This window comes from Corynebacterium sp. BF-R-2, from assembly GCF_024586525.1.
GTDB classification, from domain to species: Bacteria; Actinomycetota; Actinomycetes; order Mycobacteriales; family Mycobacteriaceae; genus Corynebacterium; species Corynebacterium singulare.
This window is the reverse complement of the sequence record NZ_JAMFTP010000001.1, coordinates 94,817-119,264: the sequence shown is the minus strand read 5'-3', so window position 1 is coordinate 119,264 and position 24,448 is coordinate 94,817. Positions and strand designations below refer to the sequence as shown.

The 24,448-nt window shown below is 59.6% G+C and carries 25 protein-coding genes; 20 read left to right on the top strand and 5 right to left on the bottom strand.

Annotation, left to right across the window (positions count from 1 at the left end; all coding sequences use genetic code 11):
• Window positions 1-5: 5 nt before the first annotated feature.
• Entirely contained in the window at window positions 6-530 is a 525-nt protein-coding gene (locus tag M5J09_RS00570; protein WP_042531481.1) for a TetR family transcriptional regulator, read from the bottom strand.
• 213 nt (window positions 531-743) lie between these two features.
• On the opposite strand from M5J09_RS00570, the gene M5J09_RS00565 reads away from it, so the two are divergent.
• The 4 genes from M5J09_RS00565 (at window position 744) to M5J09_RS00550 (ending at window position 3,927) form a co-directional block, all read left to right on the top strand.
• Complete coding sequence (locus M5J09_RS00565) at window positions 744-1,493, top strand: hypothetical protein (RefSeq protein ID WP_144790349.1); 750 nt, start codon at window positions 744-746, stop codon at window positions 1,491-1,493.
• A 9-nt stretch (window positions 1,494-1,502) separates the two neighbouring features.
• A complete protein-coding gene (locus M5J09_RS00560) occupies window positions 1,503-2,060 on the top strand; it encodes a hypothetical protein (RefSeq protein WP_257156632.1) in 558 nt (185 codons plus the stop codon).
• Between the two features lie 63 nt (window positions 2,061-2,123).
• Window positions 2,124-3,665 (top strand): molybdopterin-dependent oxidoreductase, encoded by a 1,542-nt coding sequence (locus tag M5J09_RS00555; protein WP_257156631.1) that lies wholly within the window; start codon window positions 2,124-2,126, stop codon window positions 3,663-3,665.
• Between the two features lie 22 nt (window positions 3,666-3,687).
• Window positions 3,688-3,927 carry a hypothetical protein gene (locus tag M5J09_RS00550; RefSeq protein ID WP_239178573.1) on the top strand — a complete coding sequence of 80 codons (240 nt, stop codon included), beginning with the start codon at window positions 3,688-3,690 and terminating at the stop codon, window positions 3,925-3,927.
• 30 nt (window positions 3,928-3,957) lie between these two features.
• Here the strand turns inward: M5J09_RS00550 and M5J09_RS00545 are convergent, their stop codons facing one another.
• Window positions 3,958-4,881: a YbjN domain-containing protein gene (locus tag M5J09_RS00545; protein ID WP_257156630.1), complete on the bottom strand. Its 924-nt coding sequence runs from the start codon at window positions 4,879-4,881 to the stop codon at window positions 3,958-3,960.
• 150 nt (window positions 4,882-5,031) lie between these two features.
• Between M5J09_RS00545 and hisD the strand changes: the two genes are divergently transcribed.
• The 14 genes from hisD (at window position 5,032) to pyk (ending at window position 17,418) form a co-directional block, all read left to right on the top strand.
• Complete coding sequence (gene hisD / locus M5J09_RS00540; RefSeq protein ID WP_257156629.1) at window positions 5,032-6,372, top strand: histidinol dehydrogenase; 1,341 nt, start codon at window positions 5,032-5,034, stop codon at window positions 6,370-6,372.
• 31 nt (window positions 6,373-6,403) lie between these two features.
• Window positions 6,404-7,510, top strand: coding sequence for a histidinol-phosphate transaminase (locus tag M5J09_RS00535; protein ID WP_257156628.1), 1,107 nt, complete (start codon window positions 6,404-6,406; stop codon window positions 7,508-7,510).
• Between the two features lie 36 nt (window positions 7,511-7,546).
• Window positions 7,547-8,179 (top strand): imidazoleglycerol-phosphate dehydratase HisB, encoded by a 633-nt coding sequence (gene hisB / locus M5J09_RS00530; protein WP_257156627.1) that lies wholly within the window; start codon window positions 7,547-7,549, stop codon window positions 8,177-8,179.
• Between the two features lie 6 nt (window positions 8,180-8,185).
• Window positions 8,186-8,368: a hypothetical protein gene (locus tag M5J09_RS00525; protein WP_042531468.1), complete on the top strand. Its 183-nt coding sequence runs from the start codon at window positions 8,186-8,188 to the stop codon at window positions 8,366-8,368.
• Complete coding sequence (locus M5J09_RS00520) at window positions 8,365-9,639, top strand: MFS transporter (RefSeq protein ID WP_257156626.1); 1,275 nt, start codon at window positions 8,365-8,367, stop codon at window positions 9,637-9,639. The genes M5J09_RS00525 and M5J09_RS00520 overlap by 4 nt, the downstream gene beginning before the upstream one ends.
• Window positions 9,636-10,271 (top strand): imidazole glycerol phosphate synthase subunit HisH, encoded by a 636-nt coding sequence (gene hisH, locus M5J09_RS00515; protein ID WP_257156625.1) that lies wholly within the window; start codon window positions 9,636-9,638, stop codon window positions 10,269-10,271. The genes M5J09_RS00520 and hisH overlap by 4 nt, the downstream gene beginning before the upstream one ends.
• A gap of 30 nt (window positions 10,272-10,301) precedes the next feature.
• Entirely contained in the window at window positions 10,302-11,084 is a 783-nt protein-coding gene (gene priA / locus M5J09_RS00510; protein ID WP_042531462.1) for a bifunctional 1-(5-phosphoribosyl)-5-((5-phosphoribosylamino)methylideneamino)imidazole-4-carboxamide isomerase/phosphoribosylanthranilate isomerase PriA, read from the top strand.
• 4 nt (window positions 11,085-11,088) lie between these two features.
• Window positions 11,089-11,892, top strand: a complete 804-nt coding sequence (locus tag M5J09_RS00505) for an inositol monophosphatase (protein WP_070535903.1) — start codon at window positions 11,089-11,091, stop codon at window positions 11,890-11,892.
• Window positions 11,893-11,951: 59 nt separating this feature from the next.
• Window positions 11,952-12,716, top strand: coding sequence for an imidazole glycerol phosphate synthase subunit HisF (hisF, locus tag M5J09_RS00500; RefSeq protein WP_257156624.1), 765 nt, complete (start codon window positions 11,952-11,954; stop codon window positions 12,714-12,716).
• 44 nt (window positions 12,717-12,760) lie between these two features.
• Entirely contained in the window at window positions 12,761-13,153 is a 393-nt protein-coding gene (gene hisI / locus M5J09_RS00495; RefSeq protein WP_257156692.1) for a phosphoribosyl-AMP cyclohydrolase, read from the top strand.
• Window positions 13,146-13,778: a TIGR02234 family membrane protein gene (locus M5J09_RS00490; RefSeq protein ID WP_257156623.1), complete on the top strand. Its 633-nt coding sequence runs from the start codon at window positions 13,146-13,148 to the stop codon at window positions 13,776-13,778. The genes hisI and M5J09_RS00490 overlap by 8 nt, the downstream gene beginning before the upstream one ends.
• A gap of 107 nt (window positions 13,779-13,885) precedes the next feature.
• Window positions 13,886-14,713 carry an indole-3-glycerol-phosphate synthase gene (locus tag M5J09_RS00485; protein WP_257156622.1) on the top strand — a complete coding sequence of 276 codons (828 nt, stop codon included), beginning with the start codon at window positions 13,886-13,888 and terminating at the stop codon, window positions 14,711-14,713.
• Between the two features lie 86 nt (window positions 14,714-14,799).
• On the top strand, window positions 14,800-15,720 hold the full coding sequence (gene lgt / locus M5J09_RS00480) for a prolipoprotein diacylglyceryl transferase (protein ID WP_257156621.1): 921 nt from the start codon (window positions 14,800-14,802) through the stop codon (window positions 15,718-15,720).
• Window positions 15,721-15,996: 276 nt separating this feature from the next.
• Window positions 15,997-17,418 (top strand): pyruvate kinase, encoded by a 1,422-nt coding sequence (gene pyk, locus M5J09_RS00475; RefSeq protein ID WP_257156691.1) that lies wholly within the window; start codon window positions 15,997-15,999, stop codon window positions 17,416-17,418.
• 146 nt (window positions 17,419-17,564) lie between these two features.
• Here pyk and M5J09_RS00470 read toward each other — a convergent pair whose 3' ends face one another.
• Together M5J09_RS00470 and M5J09_RS00465 are read right to left on the bottom strand one after the other, a co-directional pair.
• Window positions 17,565-19,949, bottom strand: coding sequence for a glycogen/starch/alpha-glucan phosphorylase (locus M5J09_RS00470; RefSeq protein ID WP_257156620.1), 2,385 nt, complete (start codon window positions 19,947-19,949; stop codon window positions 17,565-17,567).
• A 118-nt stretch (window positions 19,950-20,067) separates the two neighbouring features.
• The gene (locus M5J09_RS00465) at window positions 20,068-21,267 is read right to left on the bottom strand and encodes an amidohydrolase (protein ID WP_257156619.1); all 1,200 of its coding nucleotides are present in this window, start codon (window positions 21,265-21,267) and stop codon (window positions 20,068-20,070) included.
• 36 nt (window positions 21,268-21,303) lie between these two features.
• Between M5J09_RS00465 and M5J09_RS00460 the strand changes: the two genes are divergently transcribed.
• A complete protein-coding gene (locus tag M5J09_RS00460) occupies window positions 21,304-21,702 on the top strand; it encodes a hypothetical protein (RefSeq protein ID WP_042531446.1) in 399 nt (132 codons plus the stop codon).
• On the opposite strand, the gene M5J09_RS00455 is transcribed toward M5J09_RS00460, so the two are convergent.
• Entirely contained in the window at window positions 21,692-22,834 is a 1,143-nt protein-coding gene (locus tag M5J09_RS00455) for a glycerate kinase (RefSeq protein ID WP_257156618.1), read from the bottom strand. The two genes, M5J09_RS00460 and M5J09_RS00455, sit on opposite strands and share 11 nt — an antisense overlap.
• 173 nt (window positions 22,835-23,007) lie before the next feature.
• On the opposite strand from M5J09_RS00455, the gene gdhA reads away from it, so the two are divergent.
• Window positions 23,008-24,354, top strand: coding sequence for an NADP-specific glutamate dehydrogenase (gdhA, locus tag M5J09_RS00450; protein WP_257156617.1), 1,347 nt, complete (start codon window positions 23,008-23,010; stop codon window positions 24,352-24,354).
• The last annotated feature ends 94 nt before the right edge of the window (window positions 24,355-24,448 follow it).

Genomic DNA, 24,448 nt, shown 5'->3' with positions numbered 1-24,448 from the left:
CGAACTCACAGGGCGCGTAAACCAGCGATGACGAGTTCCGTGGCGCGCACGGCAGCATCATCGGTGAGTGACTCTGTGGAAGCGCCACCGAGCTGGGCGTGGGACTGTTCCATGAACGAGGCGCCGAGGACATAATGAATCAACGTGCGTGCGGCGACGCCGATGCTTTCCGACGCCCCCTCCGGCACCTCCTTCTGCAGGGCTTCGCAAAAAAGCTCCTCAAGGTCGGCGCGTGTGGTTGACTCCGGAAAGGCGGCTCCGGCGATCGCTACTTCGGCGCCGTCCCGCCATCGCGAGAGCTCGCGGTGGAGGGAGCTTGCTAAATCGACCGGGGTATCGCCGGTAACCGGTGAGAGGATTTCCGCGGCCATGGCGGCGATAAGGGCCTGCTTGTTGGCCACATGCCAATACAAGGCGCCGGGAGCAACGCCGAGGGTCGTGGCGACGCGGCGCATGGTGACGTCGGCAAGCCCATAGCTAGTTAAGAGCTCTAGGGCCGTGGATACGATAGCGTCGCGAGAAAGGTGCACAAAGGTCTACTTTACGGGTCGGGCGGAGATGGTGGGGCAAAAAGAGTAGTGAGACTCACAGGAAGCTTCAAGGTGTGGGTTATGATTTCTTCAACGACGCCTTGTTAGGGTTGTGTGAAATGCACAAGAGCATGCGTTATGTCCGCTACGCATCGAGCGCAGTGGACGTGGCGAAATCTGTCGCTCTCTTTATAGAAATTTAGGAGTTAACCCTTGTCTTTTTTGACCCCTGCTAAGAAGTCCCTCGTTGCAGTTGCACTCGTTGCGCCGCTGACCCTGGCTGCGTGCGGTGGTGACGGCGAGGACGTTGCGGAGACCGCTTCCTCCGCGGTCAAGACCACCACGACCACCAAGTCCAAGGAAGAGACCTCCGAGGAAAAGGATAAGGACAAGGAGTCCGAGAAGAAGGACGAGGGCGCGGAGAAGAAGGACGGCGAAGAGCAGGCCCCGAAGCCGGAAGGCGAAGAGGCGCCGGCTGAGGGTGAAGGCGCTGAACAGACTCTTGCTAACCCGTTCGAGAACGGTGTGGACCCCTTCCAGAGCATGCCGAAGGTCGAGCCGATCCAGGGCCAGGCCGCAAGCCAGGAAGACATCGACGGAATCAACGGCCTCGTTCGCGGTATGTACGACCAGCAGACCATGCGTAGCTTCGTGAAGTACCTGCCGGATCACACCTGTGAAGCAGTGCGTAATGACCCGAACTCCGGCCTGAGCGAGCTGGACTACAACCAGATTCCGGATGTTCCGATGAACCAGCTCAAGGACATGATGGCAACAGCCGGTGCTGACACCTCCCAGATGGAAGGCTTCGATTGGAACCAGACTGGCGTTGAGTCCATCAACGACGTCGTGGTCGATGGTGACTCTGCGTCCGCAACCGTGAACGTCAACACCAGCAAGGGCTTGGATAGCTCCACCATGCGTTTCAAGCGTGAGAACGGTAACTGGACCTTCTGTAACTAAGCGCAGCTCGTGTCTGTACTGCGTACTCCGCACCTTCGTATACCCCGCGCCATTGGCTTTGGCGCGGGGTTGCTCGCGTTGGCGCTCCTTCTTTTCTCTGGGGTTGGGGCTGCGTGGGGTCTGTGGCGGCCCACGCTGGAGGGGCATCGAGTGGAGGGCGGCGGGTATGCGCTGACTAACTCCGCGAACGTGCAGTTTCTATCCTTTGTCACATTCGTCATGATTACCGGCCTTCTTGGGGTGGTGATCGGCACGGTGGCTTATCTTCGAGGGGAGCGCTTCCGGGGTGTTGGGGTGCTTGTGTGGTCAGGCGTGGTGTGCTTGGCGGGTGCGGTGGCCTTTTATGTCTTCGGCGGGGCTACTGCCACGGCCGTGCCGGAGAACCCCGGAGAGTTTGTCGAGTTTGTGCCGAAATTTTCTCCTGCCATTGGATGGCTCGTGGCCCCGTTTATGTCCATGTTTGCCTACTGGTCTGCTGTTTTTATTAATCCTGATAGTGGTCGTGGGATGACAACTGGCAATGATCCGAGCAGTAAAACGCAGAAAAGTCTAGAATCCGCAGATTAAATGAGGAAAAATGGGTGTTAAATCTGCTGAAGGCCAGCTTCTCTATCTCTAGGAGTCACCTCTATGGACCTCGTTCTCGCTTTAGGCGAAAACCCTGACTATCCTCTCTGGCTGCGTGCGAGCCACCTCATCAACTTCATCTTGATGGGTATGTTGCTTCGTTCCGGCTGGGAGATGCTATCTTCCATGCCACGTCTGTGGTGGCGCAATGACTGTGCGCCTGGTACCGAGTGGTTGAAGTTCACCAAGCGTGAGCTCCCGAAGGAGGAGGGCGTGTACACCTCCCTCATGGATGAGCTCTCAGCCTCACCATTGCTGACATTACCGGGACGCGAAAACATCGGTCTGGGACGCCACTGGCATGGTGTGTCGGTCATGCTCTGGGTGCTCAACGGACTCGTTTATGTCACGTTGCTCTTCGCCACCGGCTTGTGGCGGCGCATCGTTCCGACTTCCTGGGACATCATCCCCGAGGCGTGGGATAGCTTGCTTACCTATATGAGTCTGCAAACACCGGCTCTTGAGCATTTCGATCCCTACGATGCCTTGCAGCAATTGGCTTACTTTGGAGTCATTTTCATCCTTGCACCATTCATGATGCTGACGGGTGTAGCCATGGCTCCAGCGGTGCGCGTCCGCTTCCCGTGGTACGTCAAGTTGTGGGGAGGCCACCAAGGTGCACGTTCCCTGCACTTCATCGGCATGGTCTTCATGTGTGTGTTCATCATCATCCACGTCTTCCTAGTGTTCTTCGTCCACCGCGAATACAACATGGTGCATATGGTTTTCGGTGATGTCACTCCGGAGCGCTATGCCCAAGCCTTCACCACAATCGTCATCACCATCGGTGTTGTCATCGCCTTCTGGATTGGCCTGTCCTACTGGTCCTTGGCGGACCGCGCACGTGCGCACCGTCTTACTACAGGGATTTCGGAGATTGGTCGCAAGCTCTTCCTCAACTGGATGCGTCCCCAGGGTGCCAGCAAGAGCGCGTACACGGACAAGGACATCTCTGAGTTTCACTGGACCAACGGCTTGCCGCCGACCCCGGAAGAGTCGCAGGAATGGACTGCCTTCCACGACAACGACTGGGCTGGCTACGAAATTACTGTTGCGGATGACGTGACTGGTGCCTCTCGCGTGGTGACACTAGAGGAACTCCGCGCACTGCCACAGCGCTCGTACATTGCAACCCACACCTGCATGCAGGGCTGGTCGGCGACCTCCCGGTGGGAAGGTCCTGCCATCAGGGATGTTCTGGCCTTGCTGGGGCCGAAGCCCGACGGTGCGAACTATGTGATGGTGGAATCTTATGGCCTGGCCCAAAAGATGTATGACAACCGTCCGCGTGAGCCCTTCTACGCTTGCTTTGACATCGAGACGGCTTCGGAAGAGCAGTCAATTCTGGCGATTACCCGAAATGACAAGCCGCTCGAGGTTCATCTTGGTGCTCCCGTGCGTGCCCGTGTGGAATCCAATCATGGCTATAAGGCCGTGAAATGGGTAAGCAAAGTCGCGTGGATTCGTGACTACGCTGACTATGGAGACGGCCGTGGCGGTACTCGTGAGGACTCGGCATTGCAGGCCTTCAATGGCCGTATTTAAGTAGGGGCGTACACTCTCCTCCATGTCGATTGTTTCCAGTTATTTTCAGGTCAGCGGCGTCAAAGACGATAATGATGTTCGTAAGGCGCTGCAGGCTCTCTATGACATTTTTGCAGAACACGGACTTGGTCAGGCCACCTTCGAAATTACCGATTCGGATCACGCGCAGCTCGTAGTGAAGCACAAAGACAACGTGGAACCGTCCATCGATGTGATGAATGAGGCACTGGCTAAAGCGGGCGAGTATCGCATCGTTGCTTAACTCACTGGGGTGAAAAGCGCCTGCTGTCTGTTAAGGCCAGACGACGGGGGAGGAGCCCACGGCATCGTGGGAAATGTCATCGATGCCGTGGAGTACATGTTTGATGCCGCGGCCGAGGGCGGTGACCAGTTGGGCGTCGGAAAGCCCAGCTCCTGTCATGACGGCGTAATCCACCCGGATCTGCAGGCCATCCATGTTGGAGTGGCAAAATGCGGACGCCGAATGGTTGGCCCGGTTCCAGTCATTGCAGATGAGGAACATCTTGGAAAACTCGCCGCCGGGAAGGTTCGGATCCCAGTGGCCCTTAATGATGAGGCTAGGTCCAGAATCTATGGCAAAGGCGAAGAGAACATCGTTGATCCACGCGTAGATGGCGTCCCCGGAATCCGATTGAAAGCGCGTGATTCCGAGCGAGGGCAGCATTTCCTCTAGACGGGAAATATCGACGGTGGACACTGGGCCATCGAGCTCGGAAGGCTCATCCGGCGCCGCGGGACGGGGAAGCATCAGTGCAGGAAAACGCGTTGCGAGCTCCTCGAGATACACCCCTGCATTGAACAGCGCCGGCAGGACGGATGCAGCGAGCTGTGCTGTGGTGGGTGCTTGGTGGACGACGAGGAAAGAATGACCCCACACTTCGACCTCGGTGGGGGTGGTGTAATTGAGCACCAAATGGGGCGACAGGCAGTCGTGATTCCAGTCGTTGACGAACTCGCTGAGCTCAGGGATTTCGCCAAACCCAAGAGCCCCATTATGAGTGGTGTAGAGGCGCAAGATGGGCTCACCGTCGGTGTCCATGTACACGCGAGTTTCCCCTAACGGGGAGTGAGGAAAGAGGAGCTCGTCGGCGTTGAGGCGGATGCAATCCAGCTCTTCGCAGTGTGCGAGCTTCTCCATGCGAGTGAGTAGCTCGGAGTGGTCCTGGCCGTCGTGCTCGTCGGCGTCGTTACTCATGTCGCCGCCTCTCTTCACCAGTGGTGGTGCGTCAATGTGTTAGTAGTGACACATTCTATAACCTGCTCCTTGGGGCCCGCTGGCTTTTGGCACGGGTATAGTAAAGGGAAGGTATAGAAACCACTGCATATTATAAAAAGGGGCTGTGTCATGCTAAGAACTATTGACCTGCGCGGAGAGAAACTCACTACCTCCCGCCTGCGCCGAGTTCTGCCGCGTGGAGGCACGGATGTGTCCTCCGTGATGGACACAGTGATCCCCATGGTGGAGTCAGTACGCGATGGTGGCGCGGCCGCAGCCCTCGATTTTGGTGAGCGTTTTGATGGTGTGCGCCCAGAAGCTGTGCGTGTGCGCACCGAAGAGCTCGAGAAGGCCGCAGCCGAACTCGATCCTCACGTGCGAGCCGCAATCGAGGAATCCATTAACCGTGTGCGCGCCGTGCATGCGGATCAGAAGCCTTCCCCGCACACCACAACCCTGGCTCCTGGCGCTACGGTCACAGAGGTGTTCCAGCCGATTGAGCGTGTGGGGCTCTACGTGCCCGGCGGTAAGGCGGTTTATCCTTCCTCGGTCATCATGAACGTCATCCCGGCTCAGGAAGCAGGCGCTGAAGCCATGGTTGTGGCCTCCCCACCACAGAAGGACTTCGGTGGCCTGCCACACCCGACGGTTCTGGCGACCTGCCACATGCTGGGCGTGGACGAGGTCTGGGCGGTTGGTGGTGGCCAAGCTATCGCGCTGTTGGCCTATGGTGACGATGAGCCAGCTACGGGCGAAGAAGCGCTTGAGCCAGTCGACATCATTACTGGTCCGGGCAACGTCTTCGTGGCCGCAGCTAAGCGAGCTGTGCAGGGCGTGGTGGGCATCGATGCCGAGGCAGGCCCGACTGAGATCGCCATTCTGGCTGATGACACGGCAAATCCCGTGTACGTAGCGTATGACCTTATTTCTCAAGCGGAGCACGACCCGATGGCAGCATCGGTTCTCATTACCGCCAGCGAAGAACTGGCGGAGGCCGTGGCGGCGGAAGTAGCGCAGCGTTACACCGCAACGGCGAATGCTGAGCGTGCTGCCGAGGCGCTGCGCGGCGAGCAGTCCGGCATTGTGCTTGTCAGTGACCTTGAGGCAGGCATTACCGTGGCTGATGCGTATGCCGCCGAGCACGTGGAGATTCATACCGCGAATGCCCGCGAGGTGGCGGAGCGCATCCGGCATGCAGGCGCCATCTTTGTGGGTGACTACTCGCCGGTACCGCTGGGTGATTACACGGCAGGCTCCAACCACGTCTTGCCAACCTCCGGCACAGCACGATTCAGCGCGGGGTTGTCCACCCACACTTTCCTGCGCCCAGTCAATCTTGTGGAATATGACCGTGCAGCACTGGGGGAGGTGGCCGAGAAGGTCATTGCCTTCGCCACAGCTGAGGAACTTCCCGCGCACGGCGAGGCGATTGCCGCCCGCTTCGATGACTCGAACGCATCCAAGAAGTAGAGAGCTAGCAACATTAGAGGAGGCCGACACCATGGCTGAGTTGAAGGATCTTCCCCTGCGCGAAGAACTGCGTGGATCCAGCGCCTACGGCGCGCCGCAGCTGACAGTGACGAATCAGCTCAACACCAACGAAAACCCATATCCGCCGTCGGAGGCTTTGGTCCGAGACATGGTCAAGGCCGTCGAAAAGCACGCAGCCCAGCTCAACCGCTACCCCGAGCGTGACGCCGTGGAGCTGCGCACCGCGCTGGCGAGCTACGTGAGCGGTCAGACTGGCGTGACCGTTAGCGTGGACAATGTGTGGGCCGCTAACGGTTCGAATGAGGTGCTGCAGCAGTTGCTGCAGGCCTTCGGCGGTCCTGGTCGCAGCGCCCTCGGTTTCACTCCCAGTTACTCCATGCACCCGATTCTTTGCGCCGGCACGCAGACGGAATTCATCTCTTGCCCGCGTACCGAGGATTTCCGGATTGATGAAGAGGCGGCCTTGGAGGCCGTTGAGAAGCACCGCCCTGATGTTATCTTTATCACCACCCCGAATAACCCCACCGGTGATGTTACGCCCATCGAGGTGGTGGAGAAGATTATCCAGGCAGCGCCCGGAATCGTCATCGTGGACGAAGCCTACATGGAGTTTTCTCCCTCGCCTTCGGCCACCACTCTCCTGGAGAACTACCCCACGAAGCTCGTGGTCTCCCGCACCATGTCGAAGGCCTTCGACTTCGCCGGTGGACGCCTAGGGTATTTCGTTGCTGACCCCGCTTTCGTCGAGGCCGTGATGCTCGTGCGTTTGCCGTACCACCTCTCGGTGCTCTCCCAGATTGCGGCCATCGTGGCGATCAAACACAAAGAAGAAACATTGAGCACCGTGGCCACACTATCGGCGGAACGCGATCGCGTCGTGGCCCGCCTCAAGGAGCTCGGCTACTACGTAGTACCGAGCGAATCCAACTTTGTATCCTTTGGGCGCTTTGCCGACCAGCATGCAGTGTGGCAAGGATTCCTTGACCGCGATGTTCTCATCCGTGACAACGGCGTCCCGGGACTATTGCGCGCCACCATTGGCCTGCCGCAGGAAAATGACGCCTTCCTTTCGGCCGCAGCGGACCTGGCAGATACAGTAGAGATGGTTGAGAAATAACACCATGAACACGATGTGAAGGAGGAGCGTGAGACTATGAGTACCGACGTAGATGAGAGCCAAGAGCGCGGTCACCGTATTGGTTGTGCTGAGCGCGCCACAGGGGAGACAAGAATCTCCGTCGAAATCAATCTCGACGGTACTGGGAAGGCGGATATTTCCACAGGTCTGCCGTTCTTCGATCACATGCTCACCGCCGTGTGTACTCACGGCGCCTTCGACCTCACTGTTCACGCTGAAGGCGACATTGAGATCGACGCGCACCACACTGTCGAAGACACGGCCATTGTCCTCGGCCGCGCATTCCTTGAAGCCCTGGGGGACAAGTCCGGCATCCGCCGCTTTGGTTCCCAGCTTCTGCCTATGGATGAGACCCTCGTTGAGGCTGTCGTGGACATTTCTGGCCGCCCCTACTTCGTCATGAGCGGCGAGCCCGAGAGCTTGGAATGGCAGACCATCGGCGGGCATTATGCCACGGTGATTAACCGGCACTTCTTCGAGACCTTCGCTATCCATTCGGCGACGACCCTGCATGTCAATGTTCGCTACGGGCGCGATCCACACCACATCACGGAGGCGGAGTACAAAGCGGTGGCCCGTGCTCTGCGCCACGCCACCGAACGTGATCCGCGGGTCAGCGGCGTTCCGTCGACGAAGGGAGCGCTCTAACCTGTTATGAACATCTTTGTTCTTTTCTTGTTTCTCGTCGCTGGGTTGCTCATCGGCGGCGCATGGTCGGCCTACCAGAATGACTCCAAACTCATGACTGTGGTTGCGGGCGTCTTGGCAGCGATAACGGTCGCGGCCGCAGTGGCATGGCTGCTGGATATTTTCTCGGAAGGGGTGTCGGCGAAATGACTGGATCGACTCCTACGAGCGTATGGAAGGTTGCCGGCTTTAAAGAGACCATGATCGCGGTGGTCTCCGCGTTCGGTGCCTGGTCAGTGCTGCTGCCCGTTGTGCCCTTGGCGGTGCTTGATGCCGGCGGTTCGGCGACATTGGCTGGCGCTACCACGGGTGTCTTTATGTTGGCTACCGTCCTCACCCAGATGATGACCCCGATGCTGTTGCGTATCTTTGGCTACCGTCCTGTGATGGCGGCCTCAGCTTTGCTCCTGGGAGTGCCAGCGTTGGGGCACATGCTTGGTGACGCCGCTCCCATTGCCCTTGGCTTTTCTGCCCTACGCGGTATTGGCTTTGGTGCTCTGACTGTGGGCGAAAACGCCTTGATCGCGGAAATTACACCGCGACGCCTTCTGGGCAAGGCCACAGGCATTTTCGGATTGTTTATCGGTGCAGCACAAATGGCCTTCTTGCCGGTTGGTCTCGCAGTTGCAGCGGCCCTCAACTACAACGTCGTCTACCTGCTGGCGGCGGGACTTGGTCTGCTGGGATTCTTCACCTGCATCCTCGTCCCCAAGATCAAGGCAGCCCCTGTCGGAACCCCGGATCCGTCGGATACCACCCCGCGTGCGCCGATGTGGAAGCTCGTGTTGGTTCCGGCGCTGGCGCTGACCAGCTTCTCCGTGAGCTACGGTGTGGCCTCAAACTTCATCTCCCCAGCAGTGCGTGAGCTAGATCCAGAGCGCGGCGCCGTCCTTGGTGGCCTCATGCTGTCCGTTATCGGCGGTGCGGCCATGATCTTCCGCTATGTGGCGGGTGTCGTGGCGGACCGGGCCGGAAGGCCGGGAACGCTCATGATTCCGGCGCAGATTTTCTCTGTCTTTGGTGTGGGACTTATCGCGGTGGTGCTGTGGCAGGAGTGGTCGGTCTGGCTGCTCGTATTCGGGACCACGATTTATGGCGCGGGCTTCGGCGTTGTTCAGAATGAGGCATTGCTGTCGATGTTCGACCGACTGCCTCGTGAGCGCCTTTCAGAAGGCTCTGCCGTGTGGAATATCTTCTACGACGGTGGCACCGGTCTTGGTTCCACGGCCCTCGGTGCGGTGGTGGCGATGTCCGGTTATGACGGGGCCTTTGCTACGGGTTCCGCTATTATCGCGGTGGGTCTTCTCATGACCTTGGCGGATAGCGCACTGGGCAAGACGCGCGTGAGTGAAATCAATGACATCAAAACCCGACTCCGGATGATTAGGTGGCCGAGGAGGCCTGGAAAGGAACAACGATGAGTTCCCGGAACGTCGCCGTCCTGGATTATGGGGCGGGTAATCTGCGCTCTGCCGTCCGCGCGCTTGAGCGCGTCGGTGCAGAGGTCACCGTCACAGCAGACCCCAAGCGTGCGGTTGAGGCGGATGGTTTGCTCGTGCCCGGTGTGGGCGCCTTCGCCGCCTGCATGAAGGGGCTGCGTGACGCTCAGGGCCCGCGCATCATCGGTCAGCGACTTGCCGGTGGACGTCCGGTTCTTGGCATCTGTGTGGGTATGCAGGTGCTCTTTGAATCCGGCACCGAACATGGCGTTCACACAGAGGGCTGCGGGGAATGGCCGGGCGATGTGAGCAAGCTGCATGCTGACGTCTTGCCTCACATGGGATGGAACACCGTGGAAATCCCTCAGGGCAGCGATATGTTCGACGGTATCGGCCCGGAGGATCGCTTCTACTTCGTCCATTCCTACGCTGCCCGTAGCTGGGAGCTGCAGACCGAAATCACCGAGCCACCAAAAGTTGCGTGGTCAGAGTACGGCGGAGACCGCTTTGTGGCCGCGGTGGACAATGGTGCGCTGTGGGCTACGCAGTTCCATCCGGAGAAGTCCGGGGATGCGGGCTCGCAGCTGTTAAAGAACTGGATCGGAACGCTTTAAAGAGCTCGTCCGGAAGGTAGACTACCCACCATGAGCTTTACACTGTTGCCCGCGGTTGACGTTGTTGATGGCCAGGCCGTGCGCCTAGATCAAGGCGAAGCCGGAACCGAAAAGTCCTACGGATCCCCGTGCGAGGCCGCCCTCAAGTGGCAAGCCCAAGGCGCGCAGTGGCTGCATGCAGTGGACTTGGACGCTGCCTTTGGCCGCGGTTCCAACCACGAATTACTGGCAGAGATCACCACGAGTGTGGACCTTGAGGTGGAGCTCACCGGTGGAATCAGGGATGATGAGTCCCTCGCCCGAGCGCTGGCCACAGGTGCACGTCGAGTCAACATTGGCACTGCAGCCCTGGAACAGCCTGAGTGGATAGCTAAGGTGCTGGCTGAACACGGAGATCGTATCGCTGTGGACTTGGCCGTACGGCTCGTTGACGGTGAATGGCGCACCCGTGGCCATGGCTGGGTCTCCGATGGTGGGGACCTCTGGGAGGTTCTCGAGCGCCTCGATTCCGCTGGATGCACTCGTTTCGTAGTCACCGACGTGTCCAAGGACGGTACGCTGCAGGGCCCGAACATCGAGCTCCTGCGCGACGTGGCTGCAGCCACCGATGCTGCAGTGACCGCCTCGGGCGGTATTTCGAGTCTGGATGATCTGCGCGAGCTGGCACTCTACGAGAATGAAGGCATCGATTCTGCCATCATCGGCAAGGCGCTGTATGAAGAGCGCTTCACGTTGGAAGAAGCACTTGCCGCCGTTGCAGAGGTCACTCCGCTGCCGGCTGAGGAGTACATCGATCCTATTGAGGAGGCCTAAGCGTATGGCAGCCATGTCAGGACTTTCTGCCTCAGATCCTCGCGAACTTGTTGCTTTTGCGGAAGCTGCCGTGGACCAGGTCGATGACCTCTTCCGCGCTGGTTTGGGAGCGGCCCCTGCCCGTTTTAAGGGGGAGGGTGACTTTGCCACCGAAGTCGACCTGCAGATTGAGCAGCAGCTGCGGGTGACGCTGAGCCAACTTACCGGCATACCTGTCTTTGGCGAGGAGTCCGGTGGCAGCCTCGAGGACACCGTGTGGGTCGTTGACCCAGTCGATGGCACCGCTAACTACTCCGCGGGTAATCCATGCTGCGGAATCTTGGTCACTCTCCTTCATGAGGCGAAGCCGGTTGTTGCGGTGGCGGACTTCCCGCTCTTGGGCCGCCGCGTCGTGGCCGCAGAAGGAATGCCGCTGCGCACCAGCGGTGGTCCCTCCACCGGGTTTGGTGGCGGAGAAGGCGCTCTCGGCTTTGATGAAGCCCGTGGCCATATTGGCTGCTCGTCGCACCTGCCCACGGCACTGTTCAACGATCTTCGTGAGACTGGCTTGCGCCCGCGCATGACCGGCTCGGTGGGCCTAGATAATGCTTTCGTGGCGCAAGGAGTCTTTGATGGCGCGGTGAATTTCTCACCGCACCCGTGGGATAACGCTGCAGGTGCGCTCATGATCAAGGCAGCTGGAGGACGCGTCAGTGATCCCGAAGGCAACGAGTGGACGGCGACCTCGAAAGGTTTTGTGGGCGGCACCCCACAGGTCCATGCCACCATGTTGGATGCCATTGCTCGCAACCCGCGAGGCCAGCGCTAGAGCGCTTTCTATTATCCCGTTTACCTTCAAACCCCCATCCCTTGAGGAGGACAATCACCATGGCGCTTGCCGTGCGCGTGATCCCGTGCCTAGACGTTGACAATGGCCGTGTGGTCAAGGGCGTCAATTTTGAAAACCTGCGTGATGCCGGTGACCCAGTGGAGCTTGCCGCCCGCTATGACCAGCTGGGAGCAGACGAGTTGACCTTTTTGGACGTATCCGCATCTAAGGATGGTCGCGGCACCATGCTTGATGTCGTGCGGCGTACTGCGGATCAGGTATTCATCCCGCTCACGGTGGGAGGAGGAGTGCGGTCGGTTGAGGATGTACGCGAGCTCCTCCGCGCGGGCGCGGACAAGGTTTCTGTGAACTCGTCTGCACTTGCTCGCCCCGAGTTGCTGCGTGAACTTGCTGATGTTTTTGGCTCGCAGTGCATTGTGCTTTCTGTCGATGCGCGCCGTTCGCCTGAATATCCCAGCGGTTTTGAAGTCACCACGCATGGCGGCACCAAGCCTGCTGGTCTTGATGCGGTGGACTGGGCTCGCCGCGGCGAGGAGCTGGGAGTGGGTGAAATCTTGCTCAATTCTATGGATGGTGATGGCACCAAAGAGGGCTTCGACATCGAGCTCCTCCAAGCGGTTCGTGCGGCGGTATCCGTCCCCATCATCGCCTCGGGTGGTGCCGGTGAGGCCGAGCACTTCCCGCCGGCCGTTGAGGCTGGGGCGGATGCCGTTCTAGCAGCGAGTATCTTCCACTTCGGTGAGATCGACATCGCTGAGGTTAAGCAGGCGCTGGCGGCTTCGGGGTATGAGGTGCGCCTGTGAGCACAGCGGGAAACACAACAGGTCGCACTGTTGAAGACTATGAACTGGCAGGAGACATCGCCCGGCAGCTCAAGCGCAACGAGGCCGGACTTGTTCCCGCTATTGTGCAGTCGGAGCGCGGCGAGGTACTCATGATGGCGTGGATGGATGACCACGCGTTGGCGTACACGCTGGCTACGCGTCGTGGTACCTACTATTCGCGTTCCCGCCAGGAGTATTGGATCAAAGGCTTGACGTCCGGGCATACCCAAGAGGTGCTCGGCGCTCGCCTGGATTGTGACGGCGACACCATCTTGCTCACCGTGCGCCAAGAGGGCGGTGCCTGCCACACGGGGGATCGCACGTGCTTCGATGCGCATAATCTCTTGGCTAAGGCGGAGGAAACAACCGAAGAGGCAATGACTGTAACTAAGGCTGGGGAGATAACTCATGGCTAGACGCATCGGACCGGTTCTTATGTTCGTGGGAACCATTGCGCTGTGGTTGTCCTCGCGCATGACCTGGGTTAAAGCCGCTGTGGAAGATGATAAGGCTGGCTCGAGCGTCATGGAGCTGTCCGGTTCGCTGTGGTCACTCGAGCTCATAGCGTTGACTGTGGTCATTCTTGCTGGCAGTGTGGCTGCCCTTGCGCTACGCCGTACCGCTCGGCGCATCGTCGCCATTCTGAGTGCAGTGGCGGCAGCTGGCGCGGCGTGGCGCCCTATCGCGTTGCTGACTGCGGGGCCTGAAGTTGAACGCGCCCAGGAACTGTTGCAGGGCGGCACGAACGATACCTCGGTGGGAGCCACGAGCATTTCTGACTGGGCTGTGGTCCTTGCCGCGGACGCGGCGTCGGCAGGCCCAGTTCTGGCGCTCATCGGCGCAGCTTTGGCGCTGTTTGGCGCGGTTATGGTGGCCAGCAATCCCGGCGCAGACAAGCCGCGCACGTCGAAGTATGAGACTCCAGCTGTGCGCCAGGAGCGTCTCCAGGACGATTTGGAGACATCCCAGGATTCGGGCCGTGTGATGTGGGATGCTCTCGACGCAGATATTGATCCCACAGATTCCACGCCGCGTGAATGACAGGTCGGGTGTACCGGATTTCCGGTTAGGGGCGTGGGCGCGCTAGCCTAAGTGTGATCTCAATCGCCCCGGTTCGTCTTTGAGTCTCCTCACGGAGGGAGGTGCTGATGCCTACCCCGATCGCTGTCGATCACCTCGTCGCCGGCGTGCTTGCCGACGTCTCCGCGCGCGAGGCCCGCGTCCCCTTCAAGGAAGTCAAAGCGCGCTCCAGTGATATGGATGCCCCGCGCGATGCAGCCCGGGCCCTGCTGCGCCCAGGGTGCTCAATCATCACCGAAATCAAACGTGCCGTGCCTTATGCCGGTGAGATCGCGAACCTCGAAAGCCCACAGTCGGTTGCGACGCTAGCTCATGACCTTGAAGCGGCGGGGGTCCACGTCATGGCCTGCCAGACGGATCGGCGCCGCTTTCACGGTTCGCTTGAAGATATGCGCGTGGCCCGAGATGCCGTGGACATACCCATGGTGTGCCGCGACATCATTGTGGATCCGTATCAAATTCACGAGGCACGCTGCTACGGCGCCGATGCGATCCCGTTGCAGGTGGAGCTTCTCGAGCAAGCCCGTCTTGAGTCTCTTCTGGACCGCGTTGAGTCCTTAGGGATGACCGCCATTCTTGAGGTACGCACGAGCGCTGAAGTGGATCGTGTCATCAAAGCTGGTGGCTCTGTCGTGGCGATCAATGCGTGGTCTTTGGCCTCCGATGCTATTAATCGGGAGGCCTTTTCTACTATCTCGCCCGGTCTTCCGGAGTCCATTACCCGCATTGCCGTCGGCGGCGTCAACGGACCCCGCAATGTTTTGTCTTATGCCTCCCACGGCGCAGACGCTATCTTGGTCGGCGAGTCCATCATGGCGGCTCAGGATCCCATGGCCTTGGCGCGCTCGCTGGTGGCGGCCGGGCAACACCCGGCTTGTCCCTCCCGAAAAAGCTAGCCACAGACGCAGTATCGAGCGCGGTAGGAAACCCCCGTGCCGCTGAAGCGTTGTAGAGACAGCACTTTTCAGGCACACTATCTCCCGTGCAAATTTACAACCTCGCCAACATTCCGTCCCCGCCGCAGGGCGTGTGGCACCTCGGCCCGATCCCTATTCGCGCTTACGCCATGTGCATCATCCTCGGCATTCTCGTGGCCATGTGGATGACGCTGCGACGCTATACCGCACGTGGCGGCAACCCGGACGTGGTCTGGGACGCTGCCATAGTGGTCATTCCTGCCGGTATTATCGGCGGACGCCTCTACCACGTAATGACGGATTATGATAAGTACTTCTGCTCTACGTGTGACCCCATCGACGCTCTGAAGATCACCAACGGTGGCCTGGGTATTTGGGGAGCCGTGGCCTTAGGTGCAGTGGCGATGTGGATCATGTTCAAGATCAAGGGCATCCCGCTGGGCCCCTTTGCGGATGCCGTCGCTCCCGGCCTCATCTTGGCCCAAGCCATTGGGCGCTTGGGCAACTGGTTCAACCAGGAGCTCTATGGCCGCGAGACCACCGTGCCGTGGGCGCTCGATATCTACTATCGCGTCAATGAAAACGGCGAGTACGCGCCGATCAGCGGCCGGTCCACCGGCGAGGTTATGACTTCAGTGCACCCGACTTTCCTCTACGAGCTTGTGTGGAACGTCATTATCTGTATCTTCCTGCTCTGGGCTCACAAAGCTTGGAAGTTGGGGCATGGTCGCGTGTTCGCGCTCTACGTTGCCGGTTACACGGCGGGCCGCTTTATTGTGGAGAATATGCGTGCGGATGAGGCCACGCACGTCTTTGGCCTGCGCATCAACGTCATTGTGTCCGTTGTCTGTTTTGTTATCGCTCTCATCGTGTTTTTCCGATTGCCCCGAGGACAGGAGACTCCTGATGAGGTTGATCCAACTCACGCTCAGGGCGATGATACGCCCGGCGGGAGTCATGGTTCCGCCGCGTACCCGGCCATCTAGGTCTGCGGGAGCGATGGTGCAGTAGTAGGGATCACAGAACTTTTCTGGTGGCGACGGCACGGGAGGTGGGGCGGCTCCACACAGTGCTCCATAAGTCCGATTGTGCCCGGTCACGTCCGTATGAGACTGCGGGGACTGGCGAAATATGGGTTTCGCCGTGAAGAAGGGACTCTGGGTGGCGTGGGATGTGAGCAGCGTTCACAGTGGCCGAGACACACCAACGGGGGTAGTTTGGGAATCGTTAGAGAATCCCCGATGCGAATAAGGCACTCCATGTTGGATAGAAGAACCAAAATCGTTTGTACGTTGGGTCCCGCCGTGGCAAGCAAGGAGGGAATCCTTGGCTTGGTGAATGCGGGCATGAACGTCGCGCGCCTTAACATGTCCCACGGCGAGCATGCAGACCACGAAGCAAATTACCGCTGGGTCCGCGAGGCCACTGATGAAAGTGGCAAAGCTGTTGGCGTCCTCGCTGATCTCCAGGGCCCCAAGATCCGTTTGGGTCGATTTATTAATGGCGAGGAAATGTGGGCGGAAGGTGAAACTGTCCGCATCACCGTGGAGGATGTTGAGGGAACTCACGACCGCGTATCCACGACGTATAAGAACCTGGCACAGGATGCGAAGCCGGGTGACCGCCTGCTCATTGATGATGGCAAGGTCGCCGTCGTGTGCAAGGAAGTAGACGGCAACGACGTAGTCTGCGAGGTCACCGAAGGTGGTCCCGTGTCTAACAACAAGGGCGTTTCCCTGCCAGGCATGGATATTTCCGTGCCGGCTCTGTCGGAAAAGGACATCGCGGACCTTCGTTTCGCGCTGAACCTTGGTGTGGACATGATTGCTCTGTCCTTCGTTCGCTCCCCAGCAGACGTGGACAAGGTCCACGAGATTATGGATGAGGAAGGCCGCCGCGTTCCGGTCATTGCCAAGTTGGAAAAGCCCGAGGCTGTCGACGCCCTTGAATCCATCGTGCTGGCATTCGACGCCATTATGATTGCTCGCGGTGACCTTGGTGTTGAGGTGCCGCTGGAGCAGGTTCCGCTCTTCCAGAAGCGCGCTATCCAGATTGCGCGTGAGAACGCCAAGCCGGTCATCGTGGCCACCCAGATGTTGGATTCCATGATCTCCAACCTGCGTCCGACTCGTGCGGAGGCGTCCGACGTTGCTAACGCCGTGCTCGATGGCGCTGACGCCGTCATGCTCTCCGGTGAGACCTCCGTGGGTATCGACCCACAGAACGTCGTGCGCACCATGTCCAAGATCGTCACGAACGCTGAGGAAGGCGGCAAGGTTCCGCCGCTGACCCACGTGCCACGTACCAAGCGCGGTGTGGTGTCTTACTCCGCACGCGACATTGCTGAGCGTCTTAACGCTAAGGCAATCGTGGCCTTCACCACCTCCGGTGACACCGCGAAGCGCGTGGCTCGTCTGCACTCCTCGCTGCCGCTGCTGGCGTTTACCCCGCACCCGGCGGTACGTTCGCAGCTGGCCCTGACTTGGGGCGCAGAGACCTTCTTGAGCTCCGAGGTGAAGTCCACCGATGACATGATGGAAGCCATCGATCAGTCACTGCTGGGGATGGACAAGTACAAGGAAGGCGACATGATCGTCGTCATCGCTGGTACTCCTCCGGGAATCTCCGGCAATACCAACATGATCCAGGTTCACCAGCTGGGTCAGACTCTCCGCGAGCAGTAAGCACACTTTCTTACGCAGCAGAGAAAAGCACCACCGTCGCGCCCTAGAACTGGGACGACGGTGGTGCTTTTATATGTCCACCCGGGAGCCATCAGTGGGATTGCTGTGTTTGTAGCATCCTTGATGTTCCGGGTGGTGGTGCAGAACTAGAGGCTGGCGATAGGGGTCGGTGCCAGCTTCCATACCTCGTTGGCGTAGTCCGCGATGGTGCGGTCAGAGGAGAAACGACCGGAGTAACAGATGTTCAGCCAGGCCTTCTTGGCCCACGCCATCTCGTCCGCGTCGTAGTCTGCGGCCATACGGTCACGGGTCTCGCGGTAGTCGGCGAAGTCACCGAGGACGTAGTACGTGTCCTGGGCATGCTCACCGAAGCCATCGAGGAGCGAGGAGCGAAGGTCACCGAACATGCCGTTGTTCTCGGGGCCCAGGGTGCCGTCGATAAGCGCATCCAACACGCGCGACAGGCCCGGTACTGAGTTGTAGAGCTCGCCAGGGTTGTACTCGGCGCGCAGCTGCGGGATGTCCTCGTTGCGGGCACCGAAAATGTAGGCGTTTTCTTCGCCCACGGCTTCGACGATCTCCACGTTGGCGCCGTCCATGGTGCCCAGCGTCAGTGCACCGTTCATCATGAACTTCATGTTGGAGGTGCCGGATGCTTCCTTACCGGCGACGGAAATCTGCTCGGAGACATCGGCAGCCGGGATGATGTGCTCGGCAGGGGAGACATTGTAGTTCTCCACGAAGACAACGTTGAGGATGTCCTTGGTCGCCGGGTCATTGTTGACTAGGTCACCGATGGTGTTGATGAGCTTAATGATGGCTTTTGCGCGTACATAACCCGGAGCTGCCTTGGCGCCAAAAATGAAGGTGCGCTTCGGCACGGTCTCGCCATCGATCTTGATGCGGAAGTAGAGGTCCAGGATGTACAGGGCGTTCATGAGCTGGCGCTTGTACTCGTGGAGGCGCTTAATCTGAACATCGAAAATGGAATCCGGATCCACGGTGGAACCTTGGTGGTCTTCAATCCAGGCGGCGAAGTCCTGCTTGTTCGCGCGCTTGACGTTGATGAGCTGGCGCAGAACCTTTTCATCCTCTGCTAGCGGGGCGAGCTTAGCCAGTTCTGTGAGGTCAGTGACCCAGGCATCGGAGCCTGCCTGTTCAGTGAGCAGGTTCGCCAGACGCGGGTTGCACATGCGCAGCCAGCGGCGAGGGGTAACACCGTTGGTCTTGTTGTTGAACTTTTCGGGCCACAGTTCGTGCCACTCGGAAAGCGTGTCAGCCTTAATGATTTCGGTGTGCAGGGCTGCAACACCGTTGATGGAATAGGCCGCGTAGCAGGCAATCCATGCCATGTGAACGTGGCCGTTCGACACGGGCGCCATGTAATCAATGCGGCCCTGGTCCAGGCCGCGCTCGGCCATGTCAAGGCGGAAACGGCGGTCGATCTCCTCCACGAGCTCCCAAATGCGCCAGAAGAGCTTCTGGAAGATGGATACTTCCCAGCTCTCCAGAGCCTCTGCCAAGACGGTGTGGTTGGTGTAGGCGAAGGTCTCAGTAACGACCTTCCAGGCCTCATCCCAGCCCATGCCGTGTTCATCAAGAAGCAGGCGCAGCAGCTCCGGGATAGCGAGAACCGGGTGGGTGTCATTGAGCTGAATGCAGTTGAATTTGGCAAATCCAGTGAGGTCCTCGCCGTGGTGCTCGATGTAATTGTCGATCATCTGCTGCAGCGAAGCGGAGACGAAGAAGTACTGCTGACGAACGCGCAGAACCTTGCCCTCGTAGGTGGTGTCATTGGGGTAGAGCACGCGGCAAATGTCCATCACGCGCTCGCGTTCAACGATGGCCTCGGTGAAGCGCTGCGAATTGAAAGCATCATAGTCGAACTCGTTGATCGGCTCGGACTTCCACAGGCGCAGGGTGCCGACGTTATCGGTGCCGTAGCCGGTAATCGGCATGTCATAGGGAATTGCACGCACGTCCATGTCATCGAAGTGGATGCGGCGCTGCTCGGACGCGCGGCGGATGATGAAGTCGTAGCCATTCTCCATCCATGCGTCCGGCTCTTCGCGCTGGTAGCCATTCTCGAAAGACTGACGGAACAGGCCGTAGCGATACAGCAGACCGTAGCCGGTCACCGGGTAGTCCTGGGTGACGGCGGAGTCGAGGAAGCAGGCTGCCAAGCGGCCGAGACCACCGTTGCCAAGGGCTGCGTCGTGTTCAGCTTCGAGGACATCAGCCAGCTCGTGGCCCGCTGCCTTCGAGGCGGCGCGGGCCTCATCAACGAGGCCCACGTTTGTCAGGTTGTTGAGCAGCGCACGGCCCTGCAGAAACTCAGCGGAGAAATAGTGCTGCTGACGGGCGGCGGCGTAGGCGCTTCGGGTAGCTTCCCAGTTATCGGCAATCTGCTCCATCACTGCGGACGATAGGCCGGACCAGAATTTACGGTTGGTAGCGGTCGGCGGCGTCACGCCGGCGGCGGCGCGGACGTGCCCGGGAACCATTGTCTGAAATTCGGAGTGCTGGCTCATGGGTTTCCTTAAAGTTTCGCTCAAAAATGCGGAAAAAGATCACTTTCAAGCTTAACTAGTTCCGATTGGGCGCGCAGACCTCCAGCGCGTGTTGCTGCGGTCCATCTTTCAGGTGGCTTTATCGAGCAAGGAAAGAGAGCACTGCGGCCGCAGCGGCGCGAGTTGCGGACTCCATGGTCGGGGCGTAGTCCGGCAGAAAGGTGGACTGGTGGTTGACTGGAGGGTTGTCTAGGAGCTCGTCCGGGGTAGAGCCGACAAACCAGAAGTAGTAGGGCACGCCCCAGGCCTGGGGGAGGTAGCAGAAATCCTCTGAGACCGTGGCTGGCTGGGCGGTGACGGAGAGCTCGCCAAAGACCTCATCAAAGCACTCGCGCACCGTCTCGTGGGCGCCAGGATCATTATCGGTGACTTCGCCATGGGCGTAGTACTCGAAGGTTGGCTCAGCCGGGCAGCCGGAGGCTTCGCATTCGGCACGCACCATGCGCTCGAGGGAGGCGTAGACACGTTCGGCCAACTCCGGCTTGTAGTAGCGGGTGTTGAGAACTAGCTCGGCGCTGCCGGGGATGATGTTGTTTTTATCGCCGGCATGCAGCTCGCCGACGGAAATGACGAAGAAGTCGTGGGGCGGCACTTCGCGTCCGACGATGGCTTGGAGGCGCGTGACCACCATGGCGGCGACATAGGACGGATCGACGGACTCGTGGGGCATTGAAGCATGGGCAGAGCGGCCGGTGATGTGGATCCGCAGGGAATCACAGCCGGCGAGGATAGGGCCGGCGGTGGACTGCACCTGGCCGGCCGGGCCAGGCATGACGTGCTGGCCTAGGCACACATCCGGCGTGGGCACACGCTCGGTGAGTCCATCCGCAATCATGTACTTCGCGCCCATGGAAGATTCCTCGGCCGGTTGGAACAGGGCTAGGAAGGTGCCCTGCCAGGCGTCGCGGTGGACGTCGAGAAGCGCACAGGCTCCCAACAGTGCCGTGGTGTGGACGTCGTGGCCGCACGCATGCATCGTGCCATTGGTGGCAGCGAAGTCCACGCCGGTTTCCTCCGTCACGGGCAGTGCATCAAAGTCGGCGCGCATGAGCGCCGTCGGCCCCACACCATTGCGGAAAATGGCGACAATACCGTGGCCACCAATGCCGGTCACAACCTCACAATCACAATCGTCCAGCTTCTCCAGAATGCGTCCCGCGGTGCGCTCTTCCTCGTGGGACAGCTCCGGGTGGGCATGGAGATCCTCGTAGAAGGCGCGCTGCCAGGAGAGGTCAACGGCGCTGGAGTTGAAAAGTGTCGCGAGTGTGGGATCTGCCATATTTACTGTCCTTTAAGTTAGGGTAGGATTACCTTCATGCCAATGATTCAGTTTGATGTTCTGGTGCCGGATGACCAAGCCGAGCGCGTTGCCGAGATCTTCACCACTGCTACCCAGAAACTGGTGGATAACAATTCGCTGACCGCAGCCGAGGTTACCCGTGTGGCTTCCCCACCGTGTGTGGAGGGCCTGGAGGAGCAGCTGCGCCAGACCTACCGTGACGAGCACGAGGACCGCGATCTTGAGGGCGCGAATGTGCACCGCTACGAGATTGCGGTGGAGGGGGTCACGGGGTCAGTGAACCAGCTGACAATGGTCCTTGCGCGTCTTCTGACTCCGCATTCGGTGCTGCCCAAGGATCACGTCTTGCTTGAAGATGAGGCTGCGCACGAGCGCCCAGCTATCTTCCCATGGTCGGTGCAGGTTAACCCTTAGTGCTCTGAATAAATTCCGTCACGAGTCTCTCAGTGGCGGCACTGATCTGCGCAGCGACTTCACTGTGGCTGTCACTGTCCAATTCGTGAAGTAGGGCTCCCTCTGGGGTCGGAACTGTGGCGGAGCCCGTAATGACGCCGAGGGTGGGGGAGCCCGCAGTGCCCTCCGCCGTTAGCTCCGCCAGAGTGCCCACCACTTTGCCGGTAAGGGATTGCTCATCGAAGCAGCCTTCACCGGTGATGAGCAGATCGGTCTCGGTCAGACGCGCGGGGAGTCCAAGTTTATCGGCCACGTAGTGCCCGCCCGGCACGATCGAGCAGTGCTCATCCGTGCCCCACAATGTCCGTGAGAGCCAGCTCAGTGCGATGGGGATGCCGCCGGCAGCGCCCATGAATTCTGCGTGCGCATCCGTCCCAGTTACCTCGCACAGTTGCAGCATTGCGCCGGCAAGGAGGGCTACCTGCTCGCCCTCGGCGCCCTTTTGTGGGCCATACATGGTGGCTGCCTGAATGGGGACTGCGCGGGTATCCGCCACCAAGGTGTAATCCAGTAGGGCGGCTTTCATATTGAGTTGTGCCGTGTCGATGGTGTCCAGGTTCACCAGCGGGGCGCCGCCCTTGGGGAGCGCATAGCCGCGAGAGTCGTGTGCGGCGGCTCCCAGTGCTGCGAGGATTCCCAGGCCCCCGTCAATGCTGGCGCTTCCGCCGAGGCCCAGCACGATGTGCGTGGCACCGCGTGCCTCCGCATCGGCGATGAGCACTCCGGTGCCGTAGGAATCTGCGTGGAGTGGGTCGAGAGCGTCGGCCACGGCTGGAAGGCCGGTAGCCGCAGCAACATCGATAAACGCTTCCTCACCCACCAGTTGATAGCTTGCCTCCGTCAAGCGCCCCACTGCATCGGTGGTGGGCAGCGTGATGGTCTGGCCTGGGGTGCCGTGGCGCGCGACGGCGGCGCTAGCAAGGACTTCTGCAGTACCTTCACCGCCATCCGCCATGGGAAGCGTCGTCACAGTGGCCTCGGCGGCGATGTCGCAGGCTGTCAACGCGCGGCGGGCGCCAAGGGCCATCGCCGCAGCAGCTTCTGAGGCGGAGGCAGTGCCTTTGAAAGAGTCGGGGGCAACGAGAATGTGCATACCCACGAGTATATGAGCCCTAGTGTGGCGAACTTTTTTCAGGTCGCTGACCTGCGCGTGAAGGATGTCTCGGCATTTTCGTGTTGCAATTTAGGTCGAATGATAGAAAACTAACGGCTGTTCATTAGATGAAGTGCTAACCGTTCAGGTCGGCACCCTATGGAAGGATTGCCATGTCCATTGATCAGCAAATCTCTGACTATTACAGCAAGCTCCTCAAGCGCAACGCGGGCGAACCCGAGTTTCACCAGGCGCTAGCTGAAGTCCTTGATTCCCTCAAGATCGTTCTTAACAAAGATCCGCACTACGCTGACTACGGTCTGGTTGAGCGCCTGTGCGAACCGGAGCGCCAGCTTATCTTCCGTGTCCCGTGGGTCGATGACAATGGCGAAATCCAGGTCAACCGCGGCTTCCGTGTCCAGTTCAACTCTGCTCTTGGCCCCTACAAGGGCGGCCTGCGCTTCCACCCCAGCGTCAACCTGGGCATCATTAAGTTCCTCGGTTTCGAGCAGATCTTTAAGAACTCTCTGACCGGCCTGCCCATCGGCGGCGGTAAGGGCGGCTCGGACTTTGACCCGAAGGGCAAGTCAGACGCTGAGGTCATGCGCTTCTGCCAGTCCTTCATGACGGAGTTGCACAATCACATCGGCGAGTACCGCGATGTTCCGGCAGGTGACATTGGCGTTGGTGGCCGCGAAATTGGCTACCTCTTTGGCCAGTATCGCCGCTTGGAGAATAAGCACGAGTCCGGCGTCTTGACGGGTAAAGGCTTGACCTGGGGTGGCTCGCTCGTGCGTACTGAGGCTACCGGTTACGGTCTGGTCTACCTCACCGCAGAGATGATGAAGGCTCATGGCGAATCCTTCGACGGCGCCAAGGTTATCGTGTCCGGTTCGGGCAACGTGGCCATTTACGCTGCGGAGAAGGTTCAGCAACTTGGCGGGACGGTTGTGGCTATGTCGGATTCCTCCGGCTACATCACCACCCCGAATGGTGTGGACCTGGAGCTGCTCAAGGACATTAAGGAAGTGCGTCGTGAGCGTATCTCCACCTATGCGGGGGAAGCCGGCCAGGGCGTGGAGTTCCACGAGGGCGGCAATGTCTGGGAGGTTCAGGCCGATGTTGCGCTGCCGTGTGCTACCCAAAACGAACTCGATGGTGATGACGCTAGATTGCTGGTGGACAACAAGGTGCGTTACGTTGCCGAGGGTGCGAATATGCCGTGCACTCCGGAGGCGGTTCACTACTTCCTGGAGGAGAAGATCGCCTTCGCGCCGGGCAAGGCTGCCAACGCCGGTGGCGTGGCCACCTCCGCATTGGAGATGCAGCAGAACGCATCCCGTGACTCGTGGACCTTCGAGTACACCGATAAGCGTCTCCACGAGATCATGTCGAGCATCTTCCGCAACATTGACAAGACCGCGAAGGAGTACGGTCTTGAAGGTGACTACGTGGCGGGTGCCAACATTGCTGGATTCAAGAAGGTAGCGGACGCCATGCTGGCACAGGGTGTTATCTAGCCCTTCTTGTAGCCCTTCTTGTTTGGCTGCCTCCCCAGGGCGCGACGTTGCGCTGGGGAGGTTTTCGCTGTCAACACCCGCGTGGGATACAACG